Annotated in this window: 24 protein-coding genes and 1 tRNA gene; 11 read left to right on the top strand and 14 right to left on the bottom strand. The window is 34.7% G+C overall.

The window, feature by feature from the left end:
* Positions 1-8: 8 nt before the first annotated feature.
* The 7 genes from comGC (at position 9) to H7K77_RS00725 (ending at position 2,331) form a co-directional block, all read left to right on the top strand.
* On the top strand, positions 9-332 hold the full coding sequence (comGC, locus tag H7K77_RS00755) for a competence type IV pilus major pilin ComGC (RefSeq protein ID WP_186575798.1): 324 nt from the start codon (positions 9-11) through the stop codon (positions 330-332).
* Positions 329-763: a competence type IV pilus minor pilin ComGD gene (gene comGD, locus H7K77_RS00750; protein WP_186575797.1), complete on the top strand. Its 435-nt coding sequence runs from the start codon at positions 329-331 to the stop codon at positions 761-763. Before comGC ends, comGD begins: the two co-directional genes overlap by 4 nt.
* A complete protein-coding gene (locus tag H7K77_RS00745) occupies positions 753-1,106 on the top strand; it encodes a hypothetical protein (protein ID WP_186575796.1) in 354 nt (117 codons plus the stop codon). The genes comGD and H7K77_RS00745 overlap by 11 nt, the downstream gene beginning before the upstream one ends.
* On the top strand, positions 1,051-1,503 hold the full coding sequence (locus tag H7K77_RS00740; protein WP_186575795.1) for a ComGF family competence protein: 453 nt from the start codon (positions 1,051-1,053) through the stop codon (positions 1,501-1,503). Before H7K77_RS00745 ends, H7K77_RS00740 begins: the two co-directional genes overlap by 56 nt.
* The gene (locus tag H7K77_RS00735) at positions 1,475-1,828 is read left to right on the top strand and encodes a hypothetical protein (protein ID WP_186575794.1); all 354 of its coding nucleotides are present in this window, start codon (positions 1,475-1,477) and stop codon (positions 1,826-1,828) included. The genes H7K77_RS00740 and H7K77_RS00735 overlap by 29 nt, the downstream gene beginning before the upstream one ends.
* Before the next feature lie 61 nt (positions 1,829-1,889).
* Positions 1,890-1,961, top strand: a tRNA-Gln gene (locus tag H7K77_RS00730).
* 127 nt (positions 1,962-2,088) lie between these two features.
* On the top strand, positions 2,089-2,331 hold the full coding sequence (locus H7K77_RS00725; RefSeq protein WP_186575793.1) for a DUF2626 domain-containing protein: 243 nt from the start codon (positions 2,089-2,091) through the stop codon (positions 2,329-2,331).
* A 501-nt stretch (positions 2,332-2,832) separates the two neighbouring features.
* Here the strand turns inward: H7K77_RS00725 and H7K77_RS00720 are convergent.
* Positions 2,833-3,453: an MBL fold metallo-hydrolase gene (locus H7K77_RS00720; protein ID WP_186575792.1), complete on the bottom strand. Its 621-nt coding sequence runs from the start codon at positions 3,451-3,453 to the stop codon at positions 2,833-2,835.
* A gap of 157 nt (positions 3,454-3,610) precedes the next feature.
* On the opposite strand from H7K77_RS00720, the gene H7K77_RS00715 reads away from it, so the two are divergent.
* On the top strand, positions 3,611-3,787 hold the full coding sequence (locus H7K77_RS00715) for a DUF2759 domain-containing protein (RefSeq protein WP_186575791.1): 177 nt from the start codon (positions 3,611-3,613) through the stop codon (positions 3,785-3,787).
* A gap of 232 nt (positions 3,788-4,019) precedes the next feature.
* On the opposite strand, the gene H7K77_RS00710 is transcribed toward H7K77_RS00715, so the two are convergent.
* The 5 genes from H7K77_RS00710 to H7K77_RS00690 all read right to left on the bottom strand — a co-directional run bounded on the left by H7K77_RS00710 (position 4,020) and on the right by H7K77_RS00690 (position 9,907).
* Positions 4,020-5,915, bottom strand: coding sequence for an LTA synthase family protein (locus H7K77_RS00710; RefSeq protein ID WP_186575790.1), 1,896 nt, complete (start codon positions 5,913-5,915; stop codon positions 4,020-4,022).
* 316 nt (positions 5,916-6,231) lie between these two features.
* Positions 6,232-7,200 carry an ROK family glucokinase gene (locus tag H7K77_RS00705; RefSeq protein ID WP_186575789.1) on the bottom strand — a complete coding sequence of 323 codons (969 nt, stop codon included), beginning with the start codon at positions 7,198-7,200 and terminating at the stop codon, positions 6,232-6,234.
* A 16-nt stretch (positions 7,201-7,216) separates the two neighbouring features.
* Positions 7,217-7,408, bottom strand: a complete 192-nt coding sequence (locus H7K77_RS00700; RefSeq protein WP_186575788.1) for a YqgQ family protein — start codon at positions 7,406-7,408, stop codon at positions 7,217-7,219.
* A 273-nt stretch (positions 7,409-7,681) separates the two neighbouring features.
* Positions 7,682-8,260 carry a DUF6241 domain-containing protein gene (locus H7K77_RS00695; RefSeq protein WP_186575787.1) on the bottom strand — a complete coding sequence of 193 codons (579 nt, stop codon included), beginning with the start codon at positions 8,258-8,260 and terminating at the stop codon, positions 7,682-7,684.
* A 189-nt stretch (positions 8,261-8,449) separates the two neighbouring features.
* On the bottom strand, positions 8,450-9,907 hold the full coding sequence (locus H7K77_RS00690; RefSeq protein WP_186575786.1) for a spore germination protein: 1,458 nt from the start codon (positions 9,905-9,907) through the stop codon (positions 8,450-8,452).
* A gap of 166 nt (positions 9,908-10,073) precedes the next feature.
* Here H7K77_RS00690 and H7K77_RS00685 point away from each other — a divergent pair, with 166 nt between their 5' ends.
* Positions 10,074-10,946: a hypothetical protein gene (locus tag H7K77_RS00685; protein ID WP_222599149.1), complete on the top strand. Its 873-nt coding sequence runs from the start codon at positions 10,074-10,076 to the stop codon at positions 10,944-10,946.
* On the opposite strand, the gene H7K77_RS00680 is transcribed toward H7K77_RS00685, so the two are convergent.
* From H7K77_RS00680 to rpmG, 4 genes are all read right to left on the bottom strand, one after another.
* A complete protein-coding gene (locus tag H7K77_RS00680) occupies positions 10,919-12,463 on the bottom strand; it encodes a rhomboid family intramembrane serine protease (RefSeq protein ID WP_186575785.1) in 1,545 nt (514 codons plus the stop codon). The two genes, H7K77_RS00685 and H7K77_RS00680, sit on opposite strands and share 28 nt — an antisense overlap.
* A 170-nt stretch (positions 12,464-12,633) precedes the next feature.
* Positions 12,634-12,822: a hypothetical protein gene (locus tag H7K77_RS00675; RefSeq protein WP_186575784.1), complete on the bottom strand. Its 189-nt coding sequence runs from the start codon at positions 12,820-12,822 to the stop codon at positions 12,634-12,636.
* A gap of 88 nt (positions 12,823-12,910) precedes the next feature.
* On the bottom strand, positions 12,911-13,468 hold the full coding sequence (locus tag H7K77_RS00670; protein WP_186575783.1) for a 5-formyltetrahydrofolate cyclo-ligase: 558 nt from the start codon (positions 13,466-13,468) through the stop codon (positions 12,911-12,913).
* A gap of 115 nt (positions 13,469-13,583) precedes the next feature.
* On the bottom strand, positions 13,584-13,733 hold the full coding sequence (rpmG, locus tag H7K77_RS00665; RefSeq protein ID WP_186575782.1) for a 50S ribosomal protein L33: 150 nt from the start codon (positions 13,731-13,733) through the stop codon (positions 13,584-13,586).
* A 202-nt stretch (positions 13,734-13,935) separates the two neighbouring features.
* On the opposite strand from rpmG, the gene H7K77_RS00660 reads away from it, so the two are divergent.
* Together H7K77_RS00660 and H7K77_RS00655 are read left to right on the top strand one after the other, a co-directional pair.
* Positions 13,936-14,289 (top strand): hypothetical protein, encoded by a 354-nt coding sequence (locus H7K77_RS00660; RefSeq protein WP_186575781.1) that lies wholly within the window; start codon positions 13,936-13,938, stop codon positions 14,287-14,289.
* A gap of 10 nt (positions 14,290-14,299) precedes the next feature.
* Positions 14,300-14,836: a hypothetical protein gene (locus H7K77_RS00655; protein WP_186575780.1), complete on the top strand. Its 537-nt coding sequence runs from the start codon at positions 14,300-14,302 to the stop codon at positions 14,834-14,836.
* A gap of 53 nt (positions 14,837-14,889) precedes the next feature.
* Here H7K77_RS00655 and phoU read toward each other — a convergent pair whose 3' ends face one another.
* Genes phoU through pstC form a run of 4 tightly spaced genes read right to left on the bottom strand, consistent with a single transcriptional unit; the run spans position 14,890 to position 18,129 of the window.
* On the bottom strand, positions 14,890-15,546 hold the full coding sequence (gene phoU, locus H7K77_RS00650) for a phosphate signaling complex protein PhoU (RefSeq protein ID WP_186575779.1): 657 nt from the start codon (positions 15,544-15,546) through the stop codon (positions 14,890-14,892).
* A gap of 17 nt (positions 15,547-15,563) precedes the next feature.
* Entirely contained in the window at positions 15,564-16,337 is a 774-nt protein-coding gene (pstB, locus tag H7K77_RS00645) for a phosphate ABC transporter ATP-binding protein PstB (RefSeq protein ID WP_186575778.1), read from the bottom strand.
* A 12-nt stretch (positions 16,338-16,349) separates the two neighbouring features.
* The gene (gene pstA, locus H7K77_RS00640; protein ID WP_186575777.1) at positions 16,350-17,228 is read right to left on the bottom strand and encodes a phosphate ABC transporter permease PstA; all 879 of its coding nucleotides are present in this window, start codon (positions 17,226-17,228) and stop codon (positions 16,350-16,352) included.
* Position 17,229: 1 nt separating this feature from the next.
* The gene (gene pstC / locus H7K77_RS00635) at positions 17,230-18,129 is read right to left on the bottom strand and encodes a phosphate ABC transporter permease subunit PstC (RefSeq protein WP_235988789.1); all 900 of its coding nucleotides are present in this window, start codon (positions 18,127-18,129) and stop codon (positions 17,230-17,232) included.
* Positions 18,130-18,215 lie beyond the last annotated feature (86 nt).

The raw sequence follows: 18,215 nt of genomic DNA, 5'->3' as shown, positions 1-18,215 counted from the left end.
AGATAATCATGTTAAAAATTCGTGAAAAAGGCTTTACACTTATAGAAATGCTAATTGTGCTAGCAATAATTAGTACGCTATTAATTTTATTAGTTCCTAACTTAGCTGAAAAAAATAATGATGTCCAAAGTAAAGGTTGTAACGCCTTAAAACAAATGGCTGAGAACCAATTACAAGCATACAAGATTGACCATAACAACACTTCCCCTACTGACTTGCATGAACTTGTTACTGAAAAGTATTTACAGACAGATACCTGCGCTAACAACAGTAAAAAAGTACAACTCTCCTCTTCTAATACGAACACGATTGAGATCGTTAACAACCAATGAAAGAAAAGGGATTTACCTTTTTAGAATTAGTTATCGTATTGAGCATTATCTCTATTTTATTGGTAGTTGGTAGTTCCATACAATTAAAAACTTTACATACCTATCAATTAAATAGCTTTTATAAACTCTTTGAGAGTGATATTCTCTACCTGCAACAGTTTAATATGGTTCAGGCTGAGAAAGCTAGCTTAACTATAGATGTGACTAACAACCAATACCAAATTAAGACAAATGTAAATGGAAAAGTTCTTATAAAAAGAACTTTTCCTAAAGATTGGGTTGTTAAATTAAATACGTTAAGTATGCCTTTATCCTTTACGAGTGATGGCAATCTAATCCACCCAGGAACCTTCAGCATTAAAACAGCTTATAAAACTTATTACATTTATTTCCCTTTTGGAAAAGGGAGGTGCTATATTATTGATAAATAAAAATAAAGGATATTTATTCGTAGAGGTAATCGCTTGTATTTGTATCCTGTTTTCACTTTTACTAACAATCACACCTATCCTCCATCAAATATCTATAGAAGAAATGATGCTAAAACAAAGAAGGACAATACTTTCCGCATTAGATGATGCACTAACGAAAACAATTCTAGATACTGATAAAGAAAGTAAATATCCTATAAAAAAACAACGAGATATTTTAAACATAGAAGTATTCTTTTCATTTGAGAAAAAAACTAACTTAATTAAAGGATGTGCCAAATGGACGAATGATAAAAATAATACAGAAAGATATTGTTTATATGGAATACAATCAAGCGAATAAATCAGGCTTCACGCTCGCATCCACGCTAGTCGCCCTCTCCTTGACCATGCTTCTAATCAGTACCATTACCATATTGTTATCAACTATCAACCAACATTCTTTTAATCAAGAACTTTCTGTCAGACAATTATTCCACTTTCTATCTAGTGAAGTAAATCAAGCATCTAAAGTATCATCCTCTCATTCGTCCGTTACGTATTCTAAGCACAACGGTGAGACTGTTACGATAGAATTATACGGACAGCTTATTAGGAGACAAGTAGACGGTACGGGCCATGAGGTACTCGCGAGAAGTATAAAAAGTTTGAACATTAAACCGTTATCATATGGAATGAGGGTTACTGTAATGACTTTAAACGGAGAAGAATATGAAAAAATCATACGTACTGTATACTAATTCATCCGGTTTTTTGTTCCCATATACAATGTTTATCATCTCAATTTTATTGATCATGACCATCACAAGTATTGCCACCTACCAGAACCATATAGAAATGTCCCAGATGGAATATGAGCTCATAAAAATTGAGAACTTGACGCAACTTGCAAAAACAGAGTTAAAGGACGATACGAAAGAAAATGAGATAACACAGAAAAAATATATCTATCCCAACGGTACAGTAATTGTTACTTTTAAATCAGGGCAAACGGATACGTCAACTTATGACTTTCTAATTCAAACAGACAAAAATGCTAAGAGTTTGATTGTCGTAACAATCTAATTAAAAAAATCACGTATAGAAAATAGTAAAACGGTCACACTAGTTAGTGTAAATAAGTTATTGGGCTATAGCCAAGCGGTAAGGCAGCGGTTTTTGGTACCGTTATGCGTTGGTTCGAATCCAGCTAGCCCAGTTCAGAATTGCCCTTGTTTTTTCAAGGGCAACTTTTTTTTAACATAATGTTGGTAAAGTTTAATTTACAATAAGTAATGACTCGTTTATAATATTTGTGATACATACCTTTTTAAAGGGGGGAAAGTATGGATAGAGTATTCCGAATGCTTGCTTTTTGGACAGGAATTTTTGCTGTTATGTTCTTTGTAGGGGATATGCCTAACATGGCATTTTTGTTCTTAGTACAAACAGTTTTCTTCTTAGGAGTAGGTTTCTTAAATTTATCCGAAAGAATGTATATGTACTTATTTGGTGCCTATTGTACGGTATTTTTCATTGGATTTACGTTCTATTCCAACTTCATACTAGTTCCCGGTTTTGGACACTAATAAGTAAAAAAACTCTGATCATATTTGATCAGAGTTTTTGCATTTTTAAGAGCTAGATCTTCTCTTATATTGTTTGACATAGAAAAATAAACTTTATATACTAAATACAGTAGCTTAACTTTATCCCTAACCAACAAAGTAGAGCACATCCCCCTAAGACGCTTCCTAAAAAGGAAGCGTCTTTTTTCTAGCTTTATTCGGCTGCTCTACAATTATAAAAGTCCACAGTCAAGAAGAAATACGTAGTAACTACACTCTTACAATTCTAATTTAGTAAATGCAGACCAACAGTTCCGGAAATATACTACGCTTTCTACGTGCTCGCGCTGAGCGTAGTATATTTCCGGAAGAGCGTACTTTGCTCTGACGAAGCTGATGTCGTACCCGAGGAAGAGGGAGTATTCTGCCGAAGCGAGTTATAGCACTCATCCAAAAAAGTATATATTACTGAGAGTAAATCTAAATATACGAGTAAGAACATTAACACTCTAAATAAAAGGATTAACTTAAAAATGGATTATTTTTTGACTCATTTCCGATTGTTGTTTCAGGACCATGCCCAGGATAAACTACATAGTCATCATCCAATGTTAATAACTTTTCTTTAATACTTTGTAGTAACTGTTCCATGTTCCCACCTGGCAGATCAGATCTACCAATGCCTGAATGGAACAAACTGTCTCCGCCAATCACAAACTTATTTTCATGGAAAATGAACACAACTCCTCCTGGTGAATGACCTGGAACATGACGTACCTCAAATGAGAACCTTCCTATCTTTGTAACTCCTTCTTCTAGAAAATACTCAGCTGGCTTACAGCTTATTTTCCCCATTTGAAAAATAAGGGAGCCATTTAGTTCTGCATTTTCTAACCAGTTAGCTTCACTCTGCTGAACATATACAGGTATATTATAATAATCTCTTATCTCGTCCACAGCTCCAATATGGTCAAAATGAGCGTGTGTTAAACAGATAGATAAAGGTATAACACCTAATTCGGTTATTAGTGATATTAATTTTTCACTATCCCCACCTGGATCAAAAATCACTGCGTCATCCTGTTGATATACTAGGTAACAGTTTGTTCCTAATGGACCTAAGGGAATCGTTTTAATTTGCATGAAAATCACACCTTCCAGAAAAAAATTATATTGATATTAGCCTCGACAAATCAAACTATTTCATTTAGAATGTATGAGAGATAATATTCTATTACATATTAATATAATAAAAACGCCTATTCAATAACGGTTTGGTATTCGTGAGGAGGTTAAGAAAATGGTTTTAGCAATTCTTTTATTAATCGTCACAATTCTTTGCGCAGTTGCTGTGATTAGAGAATTGAAAAACAAGAACCTGTTTGCTGTAGCTTTTGCTGGTTTATCAGCAGCAGTGTTTGGATTCTTCTCAATCGCTACAATTTATGTGGAACTATTCCACGATAAAGTACACTAAAGACCTAAAGCATCTATTTCTTGCATTATAGAAATAGATGCTTTTAATATGTTTACTTTGAACTCTCAGTATGTATCTGATTGGTTAACTTTCCACCATTATTATAGCATTAAAACAAGAAAAGCGCAGGCCACCTTGCTCACCCGGAGGTAGACATCTCTGTTTTTTTATACTTTCTTATCTACCTAAAATAAAACACAGAAAAGGGAACCCATACAATGGGCTCCCTTCTTTATTCCTCCGTACCAAAATCATAAAAACGGAATAAGTCTCCATAAATAATCTGATCTGAGTAAGAAAGTTCTTTTTGAACTTTATCTTTTATTGGCTTACAAACTGTTGATTGATCTTCTTCATCATCTAAAGAATCATCAGTAACACCTAGTAATTCTCCAGTTTCTCGATTAAAACATTGGTCCTTTGTATAGATGTACTTATCACTTATAAAGCTTCCATCTCTTAGCGCAATATAACCCTTTCGGTCATCTGTGAATAAATCGGTTCCAAATGAAAGGTCCTTACTAGTGTCAACACCTAACAAATGTAGCAAGGTTGGTTTTACATCAATTTGACCTGCAATCTTTGAAATAACCTTTCCATCTTCACCAGGTATATGGATAAAGAATGGTGTTCGTTGTAATTGAATATGATCGTAATCTGTAATTTCTTCCTTATCAAGATACATGCTCATTGCTTTATCATGAAAATCACTGATACCGTAATGATCCCCCATCAAGACGATGATTGAATCCTCATAGATACCTGATTCTTTCAATTGATTGAAGAATTGTTCCACTGCCTCATCTGTATAACGAGCAGTTTGGAAGAATTGATTTAATGTTCTTGAATTTGAATTATACTTTTCAATTGTTGCATCTTCTTCACTTAATTCAAATGGATAATGATTGGTCAACGTAATAAATTTAGAATAGAATGGTTTCGGTAAATTTTGTAAGTACTTAATGGATTGTTCAAAGAAAGGTTTATCTTTCAAGCCCCACCCTATTGAATTCTCCTCGGTTACCTCATAAGACTCTACATCAAAAAATTTATCATATCCAATATTATTGTACATTACATCCCTATTCCAAAAGCTTTTGTTATTAGCATGAAAAACAGAGGTGTAATAACCCTGTTCACCTAAAATTTCAGGCATAGCATTATACTCATTCTGACCATGTGTAAAAAATACTGCTCCTCTTGGTAAAGGGTATAGAGAGTTTTCCACTAGAAATTCAGAATCAGAAGTTTTGCCTTGTTCTGTTTGATGATAAAAGTTTTCAAAATAATAACTTTCATTAATCAAGTCATTTAAGAAAGGTGTAACTTCTTCCCCGTTCATGGTGTTATTAATCAAAAATGTTTGAAACGACTCAAGTGAAACAAAAATAACATTTTTACCTTTTGCAATACCATATAGTTCAGATTTTTGATCACTCGTTGTATTTTCTTTTACATATTGCTTAATTTCTGGCATTTCATTACCATCTGCGAAGACTCTTTGCGCTTTTGTCTTTGAATGTAAGGCAATATCGTATAAGTGGTAATTAAACAACCCAATATTTTTCACTAGGTATTCCCTATCAAAAGTTCGTTGTAATAATTGTGGGCGTTCAATCTCTGCTAACACATAATTTCCAATAAGAAATGCGATAGATAAGCTCAAAGCCATCACTTTATTTCTTCTTGTATAATCAACTTTAACAACTGATTTAAATTTAATACCTACATACCATATAACTGCAACATCTATAAATAACAAGATGTCCGTGATATGAAGTAAACCAAATATACTTGATCCTAAATCCGCCGCGTTGCTTCCCTGGAAAAGAACTGGGATCGTTATAAAATCCGTGAAATTCCGGTAGAATAATAGATTAAAGTAAATAATTAGTGTTCCTATTAATGCCGTATATCTTATGAATTTCAATTGTCTTCTTTCCTTAAACCAAACACTAAGGGCAAACACAAGGAAAGCAGAAACAAATGGATTTATGAACAGAATAAATTCTTGCATAATATTATCTAACGATATATTAAATAAAAATCGATACACAATATATGTCTTTAATCCAAATAAAAGGCTTGCTAATGTGAACAATGGTATTTTTAGTTGCTTAACCGACATACGCTATCCTTCCTCCTAACCTATCGTATTGTCTGTTTTAATTATTAATAGTTAAAAAGCTAGTTTTGAATCAAACAAAATGGCTACTATAGTTAAGACGTAATAGTACCTTGATAAGTTTCATTTTTATTTAAAGAAAATTACAATTTGTTAACATTAATCTATTCTAATAGACGTTTATAAAAAAATAAACCCTACAAAAGGGAATATTTTTTTAAGATAGATTGTTTTTTTGTCGAATTATAGAACTTCCATCTTAGTTCTTGTTCATATCCCATTTACACAATTAACAATATATTCAAAAACTTAAAATTGGTTACGAAGCATTATGATGTTGGGCAACTAAAAATGCACCACCATATACACCGGCATCATTTCCAAGTTGCGCAAAGGCAAATCTACAAGCTTCACTAATTCTAGGTAATGAGTACTTGTCAAAAGCTAATTTTAATGGCTTCAGTAATGATTCTCCTGCTTTTGAAACACCCCCACCAATAACTACCATTGAAGGATTAATAGCTGTAGCTGTATTGGCAATAGCAAGTCCCAATACATCCGTAACCCTATTAATGATATCCTGTGCTAGTTGATCTCCTTCCTCAACAGCATCAAAAACATCTTTTGATGTCAGACTATCATTTTGCTTATATTTCTTTGTCAGTAAACTATCTGGATTTTGGTTTATTGCTTCAAGTGCTTGTCTAACAATTCCTGTTGCCGAGGCCACAGTTTCGAGGCAACCGTTTCTTCCACAGTTACATGGGGCACCACCAGGATCAACCATAATATGGCCAATCTCTCCAGCAGTTCCATTTACACCGTTTACAATGTTTCCATTAACGATAATTCCACCACCAACACCGGTTCCTAGTGTTACAGCAATGATATTTTCTGCTTGTTTCCCGGATCCCTTCCAGTTCTCTCCAATAGCAGCTATATTAGCATCATTGTCTACATATACAGGTAATCCGGATAATTCCGCTAATTTACCACGTAAATCAAAATTCTTCCAGCCTATGTTAACTGCAACTGTAACAATACCAGTAGCTGGTTCAATGAAACCAGGTGCACCGGCACCGATACCTAGTAAACTATCTTTATCAATTTTATTTACTTTAAGCTTTTCTTCTATGGAATTCCAAATGTCATCAGGAACATGTCTACCTTGTTCTTCTAACCTGGTAGGAACCTCCCATTTATCAATCATTAGCCCTTCCAAATCCATTAATGCTATTTTTACAGTGGTTCCACCAATGTCTACTCCAATAAGTATTTTCTTTTCCATTGACAATTCCCCTATTCTATCTAAGTTTAGATGCCTCTTGTCTTAATAACAAGATTGCCATTTGGTAGTCGCTACTTGTGATGCACTGAGCTTTGTACAGTTCTTTTATCTCTTCCTCCATCAATTCGAGGTCAGCAAGACGGTCACCAATATAAATTATCGTTCCGAATTTTTTTAATAACTGTTGTACGTCATATAACGTTTTCATTTTATCACCTACATTATTATAACAGAATCCAATAGAAAATAAAGTGAGATTTCCACCTTGTTAGTCATTAAATAACAAAAGGGTTAGGACAGATTTGTGGTCCATTGCCAAGACTCCTAAATGCAAATCTATGAAAGGTAGGTCTATGTGAAAAGTTTGCCTTTACTTTTGTCTTTTCTGTAGATAGATTTAATACAAGTCTTGTGGAGATTGAGCTAGTGCCTTTACTTATCTGAACATTTTTAACCACAAAAAAAGCCTGCATCATCAGGCTTATTGCGCGCTATTTATATAAGCTTTCTCTTCTTCTTCAGTTAATACCCCAGTAGCTTCGCCAATGTTACCTCCTTGGAGTTGCCATACAGCATTATGGTCTTGATCTGCAATAGTGAAATCTCCTTCGCTCCATCTAGTTAAGATTCGATTATAAAGGTCTTCATGATCTAATTCTGTTTTGCTTAGACCGTCTAAAAGCCAATTAATACGTTCATTAGTTATTAAGTAAAAGCCCCACTTATCAGATGCCACCACTTTTTGATGGGACATTTTATGAAGATAATCCTGATAAAATGCATCATTTAATTCTGATAAGCCGATTTTATCACCGAATGGATTTAATTCATCGTTATCCCCGTTTTTTAGCTTATCTTTCGAAAGTTCAGTAACCATTTTTTGTTCAGATTCATTGCTAATTTGTTCCGTTTCTTCATTTTTTTCACTTATGTTAGATGCTTGGGAGCTTTTCGTGATAGCTGCTCCACTCCCTATAAAGTCATTGTAGATAATGACTCCAAATGCGACAAAAAGGCCAACACAAAATAGCAGCAAAATAGCTAGTATTTTTTTATACATTTTTTTGCCTCCCTCTCCTAACCTATTTATAATTTATCAAACAGCTAGACAGAATGCAAAAAATTTCCATTTATAAGAACAAAAGCGGAGGGTACAGGTAGCGCCGTACGGCCAGGACTGCGCCAAAGACAACAAAGTAAGCGATGTGAACCGATCTTAACTTTTCTAAAAAGAAAAAACCAGACCGGATTAACGGTCTGGATCCTGTGGATTTAAAAAGGATGGCCTTCTACTTTTAAGTGGGATTGGTACGCGAACAAGGATATCCGCGAAAGCTCTTGGGGAAAATGGTATGAATGGCCATAAATACCCCGTTCTAAATGATTCCATACGTAGAAGGTAAATGAGCCAAAGCGTAATACCTGCCACGTATCCAACTACGCCAAAGCTTGCGGTTATAATTAACAACAACATCCTTACTAGCCGATTTGCTAAACTCATCTCATAACTAGGGGTCGCAAATGTACCAACAGCTGCAACAGAAAGATACAAGACAACCTCATTAGAAAATAATCCAACCTCTACTGCTACTTGCCCTATTAATACAGCAGCCACTAACCCTAATGCTGTTGCAAGCGCAGTAGGTGTGTGTATGGCTGCCATCCTGAGCATATCAATCCCTACCTCTGCGATTAAAAACTGTAGCAGTAGTGGTAAAACCCCGAAGTCGTTCGGACCAACAAACTCTATAGCATTCGGTAATAGCTCAGGATTGACAGAAAACAAATAATACAGCGGTAAAATAAATAAAGAAGCAATTACCGCAAAGAAACGAACCAGACGTAAATAAGCACCTACTAAAGGCTTTTGACGGTATTCCTCAGCATGCTGTAAATGGTGCCAATAAGTTGCTGGTGTAATCATTACACTTGGGGAGCCGTCAATTATTATAATAATATGTCCTTCATAAATATGTGCTGCTGCCGTATCTGGTCTTTCTGTATATCGAATCGTGGGATATGGATTCCAGTGCCTTCCACCCAAAAACTCTTCAACAGTTTTTTCAGCCATTGGTAAACCATCTGTATCAATTTTATCCAAATTGGCTTTTAATTCCTTTACCTTATCAGGGTCTGCAACATCTTCTAAGTAACATAGACAAATATCAGTCTTTGATCGACGACCAACACTTGTATATTCCATTCGTAAAGAACGATCGCGAATTCTTCTTCTCGTTAACGCTGTATTAAATACAATTGTTTCTACGTACCCATCCCTAGAACCTCTTACTACCCGCTCAAGATCTGGCTCCTGAGGTCCTCTTACTGGATAGGTCCTCGCATCGATCATGATTATCTGATCAATACCTTCTACAACTAATGCAGTTGGACCAGCAAGTACTGTATCAGTAGCAACATCCAAGTCATCTACTTTTTCAAGCTCTATATACGGTATATATTTCTTTAACATCTTCTCCATTGGATCTGGAGTAAGATCGGATGGTTCTAGTTGGGCTAGAAATTTCATTAATAAATGAAGGATGTCATCTTTTACAAATCCATCAATCATGAATAATGCCATTTTTCTTTCAGCATATTCCAAATCTAATTGGATTACATCAAAGCTCTTATCAACACCCAATCGTTCTCGCATGTATCTAATATTTTCGTCGAATGAACTATAAAGAGGCTTTTTTTCTTGTTCCATGAACTCACCCTAACCTAGATTAATTCTAGGTATTAGCTTGCACCTTTTTTAAAATCACATACCCAAACTAAGAAAATTCTTTTTCTTTTTTCATATATGTCCATTAAACAACATATAAAGATAATAAGAGGTTGTACATATTTAGGTGACGGAAAGAAGGTAAATAATGAAATCTAAAAAGTTATTAATAACTGCAACTGTCATCATGGCCATAATATTGGCATCTAGTATTTATTTCAAAAGAGATATAAGTGTCATTAAATATTTTCCAATAGATGAAACGACGGTATTTTCTACTTTTGGAACAGAACTAGGAATGTTATCCGAGACTGACCAAGATGAGTATGATTTAGAGTGGAAAGTATTTTCTAGTCTAGAAAAAAAAATATATCTAAGGCAAGATGTTTCTTTACTATTTTCTGATGGACGGCTAAAAGGAATCCAAAGTAAATGGAAAGAAAATGAAAATGCTCTTGAATTAAAATCCTCTATTCATGGAGAGGATAGCAGTCATTTTGAGACAATTTCCTTTCACCATGGCGAAATACATTATCCTGATGACCAGATTAAGAGCATACATGAGATGTCACATGATGAATTATATGTAATTGATTCACCACACAGCCCGTTAGAATCCTTTGAACAACCTGATGATTCTAACCAAACAGATTGGAAAGAAACATTGGATCACGCAACACAGCAGCAATTAGGTTATCACTGGAAACAACTTATTGATCACTTCCAAATCCCAGAAGATAAATATATATTTACACCTTTAACTGACATATATAAATATGAGAAAGAGGTAATACCAGGAATATCCCAAGAAAAAACTGACCAAGTGATTGGACAGCTTTGGGAAGGACTTTATAAAAATTATATTTTAGGCATTTCCAATACCGATAAACCAGCAAAAAGTTTTGTCCCGTTAATTTTATTTGATAAAAAAGGGAAGCATTTAATTGTATTATACCAAGATCAGAACGGACAGAAGCAGCAGTTAATACAATATTATCCTACTGCTTCCAGCAACCGTTGATGTAATTCCTGCCAATCCCTCTTATTTGGTTGAAGCTCTAGAGCCTTTTCCACATGCTCTAGGGCTTTTTCAAATTTACGTTGGTTATTATAAATTAACGAAAGGTTGTAGTGCGCTTCAGCAAATTCTGGCTTCATTTCCACCACACTTTCTAGGTCTTTCTGGGCTGCTTCCACTCTATTCTCTTTAATGTAAGCATAAGCTCGATTAAATAATAGTTCTGCTTCATAAGTGTCTGCATATTCCATTGCATCTGTTGTTAAATCGATAACTTGATTGTATTCTTGCTTTTGAATTAGCTCTTGGGATTGTTGTATAAATAGTGTTTCATCTACAGTACTATTACTAGTACCGTAGATCACAAAACCAGTTGTTATACAAAGATAGGATAGTAAGGCTATGCCTTGAATCAAAAATTTGTTTTTCTTTGGTAAATTAACAATGCTAGCTCCTAGAAAACCTCCTAGCAATCCACCTAGGTGGGCTCCATTATCTATTTCTGGTATGGAGAAGCCAAATATAATATTAAATACAATAACAAAAATAATATTTTTCCCCATTGTCTGAAAGAATACCCGACGGTGAATCAATCCAAAAAATAAGAGTGCCCCAAACAAACCAAATATAGCTCCCGACGCACCCGCTGCCAATTGGGGATTTAAAGCAAAACTCGTCAAGCTACCTAAGATTCCAGCTAAAAAGTAAATGACAAAAAAACGAATATTGCCATATATCTGTTCCACAGCTGAACCTACATAGTATAGAGCAAACATATTCATTACTAAATGTAATAGACCTATATGTATAAACATCGAAGTTATAATCCGCCACCATTCCCCATCTAATATGGCCGGATTATATTTTGCTCCATATTGTATTAAAGTAGTTGCTGAGTTTGTTCCGCCATTTAATTCCATCCAAACAAATAGAATGATATTTGCGATTAGTATGAAATAAGTTAACCTAGGTTTTCCATTTCGAAAAAGGCTTTCGGTTTCGTTTTGTTTCTTTTGAAACTCACCAGCAACCATCGTCTTGAGGTAATGGGTTAGACGTTCCATTTCTAGTTCGTTGTCAGGATAATCGATTGGTTTGAAGTCTAATCCAATATAATCAAAAAAACGATTTATTTCTGCTTTCCTATCTAACTCGTCTGCATAATATGTACTTAGTTTAGTAAACTTTCTATTCTTTAATTCGATTGTTTTTTTTATCGATTCCCATTCATCTACAGGGGGCTTTTCTGCAATATAGATATTATGCACATGTACACCGTTACCTAAAATAAACTGTTTTAATTTCGATAACTTCATAACCGTTTGATCCACATCAAGCTGTAAATGGTTTCTCCAATCGAACTGGCGGTGCATCAAGCGAACCACGTGAGAGGAACCTTTTATTTTTTTCTCAAGCACCATTTCAGTTTGCATAGAGTTAATATAGATTATTTCAAAATGATGATCATGAATTAATTGATAAGCTAAACGATTGTAAAAATAATTTTCATTTAAATACATGATATCCCCCCTATCCTTTATAATAACACGATCTTTTTAAAAGCCGTTAATAATCAGGGAAGGTACATATACTCCTTTTAAAAAACTTATTCAAGACTTTAACAGCACCAAAATGAATTACTACAAAGTAGCTCCAATTATGACACGACAAAAATAAAACGTTCAGCTAATTACGATGCTGAACGTCCGAAAATACTTGGTAATACTCTTTTGCGAATATAGGGCATATTCATCGATATCGACACAAATGCTTTTCTAATAACAGAAACCGCCATTAATGTATTCATAATTTTATACCTAGATTTAAAAATCATTCCAACTCCAACTAATAAAGAACTAAGCACCACAAATAGACGCATTTTTAACATCCTTCCTTCTCATTAGAATGTACAATTAGTTTGGCCTTTGAGAAAGAAGAATATGCTTCTGCGACGTTAAAAATAGATGTTAATATATTCCTTCTTCGGTAATCAAGCTGCGGACTGGAATATCAAAAGCTTCCATAGGAATTCGCTCAACAAGTTGAAAGTTAGATAAAAGTGCTATAGTTTCGCCCTTATAGTCATTAAGGAACCGATCAAAATAACCGCCACCATATCCAATTCGGTATCCTTGTCTATCAAAAACTATCCCGGGTACAATTAACAAATCGATACTATTATTCTCTACAGGAGCTGTCAAATTCGGATTTGGCTCTAGAAGATTATAATAGACTACTTCCAATTGGTCTAGGGAATCAATTTTATAAAAGTCAAGCTCATGTGTACTAGGGATACATTTCGGCACACATACTGTTTTGTTATTTTTCCAGGCCCCTTTAATAATCTGTTTCGTGTCCCATTCATGTGATTGAGATACTGTAATACCAATTGTCTTCGATCGTTTCCAAAGCTGACTATTGTATAGGTGTTGTGACAGAGTTTCCTCTATTTTACACTTTCTTAAAGGATCAATAGATTGCCACTTAGACAGCACCTGTTTTCTAAGATCATCCTTACCAACCATATGTATCCACCCCAATCGGGACATGGGGACAGGTCCCTTGTCCCACTTCTTCCCTGATACGGAAAAACTCTTACCAGTACTGGTAAGAGTTACGTTTTTATACAACCAAATTATATTATTTAGTTTCGCGATGAAGAGTATATCTTTTCAGACGCGGACTATATTTTTTAAGCTCTAAACGTTCAGGGTGCTTACGTTTATTTTTAGTTGTAATATAATTACGATCGCCTGTTTCAGTACAAGCTAAAGTGATGTTTACACGCATTGTTATCCCTCCAAACCTTTATCAATAACTAATTATCAAATTTCTATCATCATTTTCAGACTTATTAATATTACCAAATATCTTTCTTTATTTCAAGCAAACATGACAAAGTTCTTCACTTTTTATGGCTTAATTTTTTTGACATTTTCCAACGTCTATAAGATATGTTATAACTATACTTGTACAAACTGGAGGGAAGCATGTGATTAACAGTATTATAGCATTAGGAATAGTAGCAGTATTCTTGTTTGTAATATCCTTTTTTCTATCGGATAAATTCAAACAATTAGAAGATCAATTAGAGCAAGTGTCCATAACATCTTTACAGGAAACTTACCAAATTAAAAAGAAAATTAAAGTATTGGAAGAGGAGTTACTTGCAGACGATTCTTTAGACATGGGAAATATTAATACACAACAGACCCAAACCCCTTTGATTAGAAGAATCAACCATATGCATAAACAAGGCCATTCGATTAATGAAATAGCAAAACGAACCAATCTCAGTGAGTATGATGTCAACTCAATTGTTCATCAATTCTCACAAGAAAGCTAGAGGCGTTCCTATGAAACAGATACTTAGAGCATTTTCACTAGGCATATTGTCTGCATGTATTGTCATGTTGATTACGTACTACCTAGGTCATGATGAGAAACAGATTGAACTAACTACTAATGAAATGATTCAAAAACTGGAATCTGAAGGATATTTTATTACCAAAAAATCAGTTGAAGAAACGGAAACTGATCAGAATCAATCCAATCAGGAATCTGCAGAGAAAAAAGAAGAGAATCAACCAGAAGTGGAAGAAGAACCCAATAGGGAGGAACAACCAGAGATTGAAGAGGATCCAAAAGTAGAGGAAGACCCTAAAGCTATAGAAAAAGATGAACCAGCAACTTATACACTACGTATTGAACCTGGAATGTCGCTCGCTACTATCGTTCAAATGCTTCATGCCGCAAAAATAATTGAAGATCCAAATGAATTTAGTGCTTTTCTCGAGGAGAATAATTACAGTACCAAAGTTCAAATTGGTGAGTTCAATTTAACTAGTGATATGACGCACGAAGAAGTAGCAGAGACAATAGCTAACCAATAACAAAAGTCATATAAAGAAGCATCAAGGAATCCCATGATGCTTCTTTATATGAATTAATTTAGATCACATGACTCACCTTTTACAAGATACATTATGTTTTCACCAATATTTGTAGCATGATCACCGAAACGCTCTACATACCTTCCACTAAAAGCCATCTGCATTATATGCTGGATTTTTTGTGGATTAGTAGCTGTTTCCTCTAATAACTCTCGAAGCATATTAGAATACATACCATCGATTAAGTCATCCAACTCCCCTAGTTTTCTCGCTAATGTTATATCTTCGTTTTCATAGGCTTTTACAGAGATATCAATCATTTTCACAGCAACATCTTTCATATCCTTTATTGATTTGTGAATATCAATACCGTGATCTTCACCTAGGTGGATCGTAGATTTAGCAATATTCTTGGCATTATCTCCCATCCGCTCCAAATCTGAAGATATACGAATAGCAACAATTAGCCTACGGAGGTCTGAAGCAACTGGCTGCTGCTTTGCAATTAATAGAATAGCAGCCTCGTTGATTTCCATGTCCTTCTTATCTAGTTCTTTATCATATGCAATAACTTGTTTAGCCAGTTCTATATCACTATTGTATATGGCATCAACTGCTTGATTTAGTAGTTTTTCTGCACCGTAAGCTAGCTCAATGATTTTACCCTTTACCTTTTCCAGCTCATCCTGAAATTGCTCTCTACCTACCATGTTGCATTACTTCCCTTCTAGCCAAAACGACCAGTAATGTAATCTTCTGTTCTTTTATCCTTAGGATTAGAGAACAGTGTATCTGTATCTGTAAATTCAACTAGCTCTCCATTAAGCATAAATGCTGTCTTATCGGAAATTCGTGCTGCTTGCTGCATGTTATGAGTGACAATTACAATCGTATATTTATCTTTTAACTCCTTAATAAGTTCCTCAACCTTTAAAGTAGATATCGGATCTAGTGCAGAAGTTGGTTCATCCATCAATATAACATCTGGTTCTATTGCTAAACATCTTGCAATACATAAACGTTGTTGCTGTCCACCAGATAAACCATATGCATTTTGATTTAATCTATCCTTTACTTCATCCCAAATAGCCGCATCCCGTAAGCTTTTCTCAACTACTTCATCTAGTATTTTCTTTTTCCTAATTCCATGAATTCTAGGTCCATATGCTACATTATCGTAGATCGATTTTGGAAATGGATTAGGCTTCTGAAATACCATCCCAACATGTGTACGCAATTCTTCAACCATTTGTCCTTTACTAAATATGTCATTATCATTATATTTTATAGAACCCGAAGTATTCACATTTGGGACCATTTCTATCATTCTATTTAAAGTTTTTAACATTGTCGATTTACCGCAACCTGACGGCCCAATTACTGCAGTAATCTTGTTACGAGGAATTTCCATATTTATGTGAAAAAGTGCTTGACTTGATCCATACCATAGATTGAAATCCGAAATATCAAATGCATGTTGATTAGAAGTAATTACTGTCATATTAACCCCTCTTTAATATCTATTTTGAAATTTATTTCTTATCCATACAGCGATAGCATTCATGACCAATAAAATGACTAGTAGAACGATAATTCCTGCTGCTGCAACATTTTGCCATTCCGCCTGTGGTCTTGATGTCCAACTATATATTTGAATAGGCATGACTGTATATTTCGATAAGAAGGAATCTGGTATTGTGTAAATAGCTGTAGCCGCTCCAACAATAATTAATGGAGCAGTTTCACCAATTGCACGAGATAACGCTAAGATCGAGCCTGTTAATATACCAGGCACAGAAGCTGGTAGTACAATTCTCCAAATCGTTTGCCACTTTGTCGCTCCCATTCCGATTGATGCTTCTCTTAATTCTTTCGGAACGGATCGAATAGCCTCCTGAGCTGCAACGACAATAACTGGAAGGACTAATAGGCTCATCGTTAAAGCACCAGCAATTAAAGTGTATCCAAAGTTAAATAAATACACGAAAAATGTTAAGCCAAGCAGTCCAAAAACAATAGATGGAACACCTGCTAGATTTTGAACATTAACCTGAATAAATCTAGTGAATTTATTTTGGGCTGCATATTCTTCTAGATATAAAGCTGTCGAAACCCCTACAACTACCGCGACCGGTGCTGTTATGGCCATCATCGATAAAGAACCCATTATTCCGGCAAATATTCCGGCTTTATCGATGTATGGCGCTGGGAAGTTTTTCAAAAAATCTATTGTGACATAACCAATACCTTGGTTTAATATTCGATAAATTAATAACGCTAAGAAAACTAGCGCTATGGTAATAGCAACAAAGAATAAAGACCGAAAAATAACATTTTGGATTACTCTTGTTTTTATTTGGTTTTTACTAGGTTGAACATTTTGATGATTCATATTAATAATCCTCCCTAAATTTACGGGAAATATATTGAGCAAGTATATTCATAATTAATGTAAATGCAAATAATGTAATCCCTACTGCATAGATACTATAATATATTGTTGAATGATAAGATGTATCACCCGTTGCACCTTGAACAATAAAAGCAGTTAGAGTTTGAACAGATTGAGTCGGATCTAACGTTAGATTTGGGGTTGCTCCCGCTGCAATAGTAACAATCATCGTCTCACCAATCGCACGAGATAACGCTAATACAACAGAAGCAATAATTCCTGATAATGCCGCTGGAATAATAACTTTTATAGCAACCTCAAGGCGAGTAGCACCTAATCCTAACGCACCTTCTCTTAAACTATTTGGTACAGCATTCATTGCATCTTCAGATAACGAAGCAATCATTGGAATAATCATTATTCCAACTACAATCCCAGCACTGAGTGCATTAAATATTTTCATTTCTGTAATAAATGACCCTAATAATGGGGACACAAATGTAAGAGCAAAGAATCCATAGACTACAGTTGGTATCCCAGCCAATATTTCTAGTATTGGTTTAATTATTTTCCTTGTTCTTTGACTTGCATATTCACTTAAAAAGATTGCAGATGCAATCCCTATTGGTAATGCTACACAGATCGCAATAAATGTAATTAAAAGTGTCCCAGCAATTAATGGGGCAACGCCAAACTTCTCAGTCCACGGAGACCAGTCAGTCCCAAAATAAAAATCTGATAGTGATACTTTTGAAAAAAAGGTAATGGATTCCCTTAACAAAGTAAATAGAATTCCAATAGTTGTTAGAACGGAAATAATCGCGCACAGTAATAAGAACACTGGCACAGCCTTTTCTGTAAAATTAGTTATACTTTTTTTATTTTTATTTTTATTTATCATGTCTTGAACGGAATACTGCCGTTTGTCCTGAACGGTATATGCTTGTTTTTCTTGTGCGTTCACCATGAATAACCCCTTTTCTATAA

Source organism: Aquibacillus kalidii (assembly GCF_014280935.1).
GTDB classification, from domain to species: Bacteria; Bacillota; Bacilli; order Bacillales; family Amphibacillaceae; genus Aquibacillus_D; species Aquibacillus_D kalidii.
The sequence above is the reverse complement of the archived record's forward strand: the minus strand, read 5'-3'. Positions and strand labels throughout refer to the sequence as shown.

Coding starts and splice junctions, on each gene's coding strand:
- comGC (WP_186575798.1), top strand. CDS start 9: ATGTTAAAAATTCGTGAAAAAGGCTTTACACTTATAGAAATGCTAATT.
- comGD (WP_186575797.1), top strand. CDS start 329: ATGAAAGAAAAGGGATTTACCTTTTTAGAATTAGTTATCGTATTGAGC.
- H7K77_RS00740 (WP_186575795.1), top strand. CDS start 1,051: ATGATAAAAATAATACAGAAAGATATTGTTTATATGGAATACAATCAA.
- H7K77_RS00735 (WP_186575794.1), top strand. CDS start 1,475: ATGAAAAAATCATACGTACTGTATACTAATTCATCCGGTTTTTTGTTC.
- H7K77_RS00725 (WP_186575793.1), top strand. CDS start 2,089: ATGGATAGAGTATTCCGAATGCTTGCTTTTTGGACAGGAATTTTTGCT.
- H7K77_RS00720 (WP_186575792.1), bottom strand. CDS start 3,453: ATGCAAATTAAAACGATTCCCTTAGGTCCATTAGGAACAAACTGTTAC.
- H7K77_RS00715 (WP_186575791.1), top strand. CDS start 3,611: ATGGTTTTAGCAATTCTTTTATTAATCGTCACAATTCTTTGCGCAGTT.
- H7K77_RS00710 (WP_186575790.1), bottom strand. CDS start 5,915: ATGTCGGTTAAGCAACTAAAAATACCATTGTTCACATTAGCAAGCCTT.
- H7K77_RS00705 (WP_186575789.1), bottom strand. CDS start 7,200: ATGGAAAAGAAAATACTTATTGGAGTAGACATTGGTGGAACCACTGTA.
- H7K77_RS00700 (WP_186575788.1), bottom strand. CDS start 7,408: ATGAAAACGTTATATGACGTACAACAGTTATTAAAAAAATTCGGAACG.
- H7K77_RS00695 (WP_186575787.1), bottom strand. CDS start 8,260: ATGTATAAAAAAATACTAGCTATTTTGCTGCTATTTTGTGTTGGCCTT.
- H7K77_RS00690 (WP_186575786.1), bottom strand. CDS start 9,907: ATGGAACAAGAAAAAAAGCCTCTTTATAGTTCATTCGACGAAAATATT.
- H7K77_RS00685 (WP_222599149.1), top strand. CDS start 10,074: ATGAAATCTAAAAAGTTATTAATAACTGCAACTGTCATCATGGCCATA.
- H7K77_RS00680 (WP_186575785.1), bottom strand. CDS start 12,463: ATGTATTTAAATGAAAATTATTTTTACAATCGTTTAGCTTATCAATTA.
- H7K77_RS00675 (WP_186575784.1), bottom strand. CDS start 12,822: ATGCGTCTATTTGTGGTGCTTAGTTCTTTATTAGTTGGAGTTGGAATG.
- H7K77_RS00670 (WP_186575783.1), bottom strand. CDS start 13,468: ATGGTTGGTAAGGATGATCTTAGAAAACAGGTGCTGTCTAAGTGGCAA.
- rpmG (WP_186575782.1), bottom strand. CDS start 13,733: ATGCGTGTAAACATCACTTTAGCTTGTACTGAAACAGGCGATCGTAAT.
- H7K77_RS00655 (WP_186575780.1), top strand. CDS start 14,300: ATGAAACAGATACTTAGAGCATTTTCACTAGGCATATTGTCTGCATGT.
- phoU (WP_186575779.1), bottom strand. CDS start 15,546: ATGGTAGGTAGAGAGCAATTTCAGGATGAGCTGGAAAAGGTAAAGGGT.
- pstB (WP_186575778.1), bottom strand. CDS start 16,337: ATGACAGTAATTACTTCTAATCAACATGCATTTGATATTTCGGATTTC.
- pstA (WP_186575777.1), bottom strand. CDS start 17,228: ATGAATCATCAAAATGTTCAACCTAGTAAAAACCAAATAAAAACAAGA.
- pstC (WP_235988789.1), bottom strand. CDS start 18,129: ATGATAAATAAAAATAAAAATAAAAAAAGTATAACTAATTTTACAGAA.